General features: G+C 34.3%; 2 protein-coding genes and 2 pseudogenes. All 4 read right to left on the bottom strand.

Annotated elements, in window-relative coordinates:
* Nucleotides 1–70: 70 nt before the first annotated feature.
* Nucleotides 71–718, bottom strand: coding sequence for a phosphatase PAP2 family protein (locus tag AC1DJR_RS27325; protein ID WP_429686942.1), 648 nt, complete (start codon nt 716–718; stop codon nt 71–73).
* A gap of 59 nt (nt 719–777) precedes the next feature.
* Complete coding sequence (potD, locus tag AC1DJR_RS27320) at nt 778–1,797, bottom strand: spermidine/putrescine ABC transporter substrate-binding protein PotD (RefSeq protein WP_477003975.1); 1,020 nt, start codon at nt 1,795–1,797, stop codon at nt 778–780.
* Nucleotides 1,784–2,245 (bottom strand): annotated as a pseudogene (gene potC, locus AC1DJR_RS27315) (spermidine/putrescine ABC transporter permease PotC); the annotation flags it as partial. The gene potD and the pseudogene potC, both read right to left, overlap by 14 nt.
* A 6-nt stretch (nt 2,246–2,251) precedes the next feature.
* A pseudogene (locus AC1DJR_RS27310) lies at nt 2,252–2,435 on the bottom strand (ABC transporter permease); the annotation flags it as partial.

Here is a 2,435-nt window from a genome sequence, read left to right as displayed (position 1 = left end):
CTTTATCACATCTCCCCATAAACAAAAAACGTCTAGAAAAACTATAATACTAGTTTTTCTAGACGTTTTTTTATCTCTCGTTATTAAGTCCCAATCTCTCGGTAAGTAAACGATGACAATAAATTGCTATAATTAACAAAATACCACTTGCGCAGTAACCAGCTAAAATATCAGTCGGGTAATGAACATTTAAAATAACTCTACTTAATCCAATCAATATAATTAATATGCCCATCGAAATCGTAATACCACATTTTCCAGCTACACTCTTCAAATTGGCAGCAATGATATAGGCAAGAAAACCGAATGTTATAATAGATAGCATTGCATGTCCGCTTGGGAAGCTATACCCAAGTGCGTCAAGTGCCTCATTTAATGATGGGCGGTCTCTTTTTGCAATTTCTTTTATTCCCTTATTAACAAGGTGTGTCGTTAATATAGCCATTGGATACACAATCATAGCAGCATAATAACGCTTTTTCCAAAAAACGAGCAAGCTTATAATTAGTGTCGTTATAACTCCAATTGCAGATCCTAACTTTGTAAAATATGTGAAGAATGTAATTGAGCTTTCTGTTTGTAATCCTTTTACCATATCACGTACGTATGTATCCATCATTGTAACACCACCTACATGTACCCTCCAAGCGATGATGCTAAATAGAACAAACAATAAAATGATACACATTAACTCATACTGATGTAACTTTTTCTTCAATCGATTTCCTCCTACTATGAAAAAATGCGATTTCTACTTTAGAAACCGCATTTTCTTACTTATTTACCTTTTGTTTTCAGCTCTGTCCAGTAGCGATCGTAGTCTTTTAACTTATCGTCTACATCAACAAGCCACTCTGTACGATCTAATTCTTCTTTTGTTAAGAAGATCATGTGATTATCACGATATTCTTTACTATGAAGAGGATGAGCTTTTTCATTTGGATTACTGTAACCAATTGACTCGTAGTTTTTCACACTTACTTTTTCATCTAATAAGTAGTTCATAAACTTCTCTGCAAGTTCTTTATTTTTCGCACCTTTTGGAATTGCTAACGTATCAGCCCAAATTGTGCCACCTTCTTTTGGTACAACGTATCCTACATCTTTATTGTCTTTCGCGATGAATGCTGCGTCTCCAGACCAAACTGTCCCGATCCAAGCATCTTCTGTAATGAATTTTTGTTTAATATTATCTGTATCGAATGCTAATAAGTTTGGAAGTAGCTTCTGTAAATCATTTGACGCTGTCTTTAACTGTGCATCCTCTTTYGTRCTATTAGAGAAACCRTTTTTCTTAAGTCCCATTCCTAATACTTCACGAGAATCRTTTAATAAAGTAACATGTCCTTTATATTTMTCGTTCCATAAATCATTCCAGCTTGTAGGTGTTTCTTTCACATACTTTTTATTGTATGCAATTCCTGTTACACCCCAAGTATATACTAGAGAATACTTATTCTCTGGATCAAACGCAGGTGTTTTAAAGTTAGAAACAAGGTTCTCGATGTTCGGGATATTCTTCTTATCTAAAGGCGCTAATAAGTCCATCTTCGCCATCGTTTTCACCATGTAATCAGATGGCTGAATTAAATCATATGTCGCGCCACCAGCTTGTAATTTCGCAAGCATTTCTTCATTACTTGCATATTTATCGTAGTTAATTTTCACGTTATATTTCTTTTCAAAATCTTTTAAAACTTGCTCATCAAAATTGTCAGCCCAGCTATAAATGTTTAATTCTTCTTTTTTCTCACCACAACCAGCAAGTACACCTGCAGCAAGACTGACCCATACCAGAAAGACGTGCCGCTAAAATAACAACAACAAATGAAATACTGAATGTAATGTGTGCAATAATAATTGTTGTTTTTCCAAGTTCCATACCTAATTGACTAAATAGGATAAGTAAAGATAACCCCATTAAAATATCAGGAATTAAAATTGGTAAATATACAAGACCGTTAATGGCCCCTTCAAAACGATATTTGTAACGGTGTAATGCAATAGCAAAAATCACACCAAGAACTGTCGTCACAATTGTCGTTATAACAGCAATCGTCATACTATTTACAAACGCATCAATAACATCTTGTTTTTGAAATAAATCTGTATACCAATGGAGTGTAAAGCCCTCCCATTCCGCATTAATGCGAGAATCGTTGAAGGAATATACCATTAAAACCATCATTGGAAAATACAAAAACAATAAGATTAACCAAGAATAAGAAACTAAAAACTTCTTCATTTTTGCCTATTCCCCTCCGTTTCCATCATATTTATATACTTTCGTTGCACGATAATATAAGTAAATTAACAGAACAGAGAATAGAACAACAATCATAGATAACGCGGAACCAAACGGCCAGTCACGTGAACCTAAGAATTGGTTTTGAATTACGTTTCCGATTAATGCTACTTTCGATCCACCCATAACG

This window comes from Bacillus sp. 05T31 (assembly GCF_056396725.1).
Note: the sequence above shows the minus strand (reverse complement) of the source record. Positions and strands in the feature narration are given on the sequence as shown.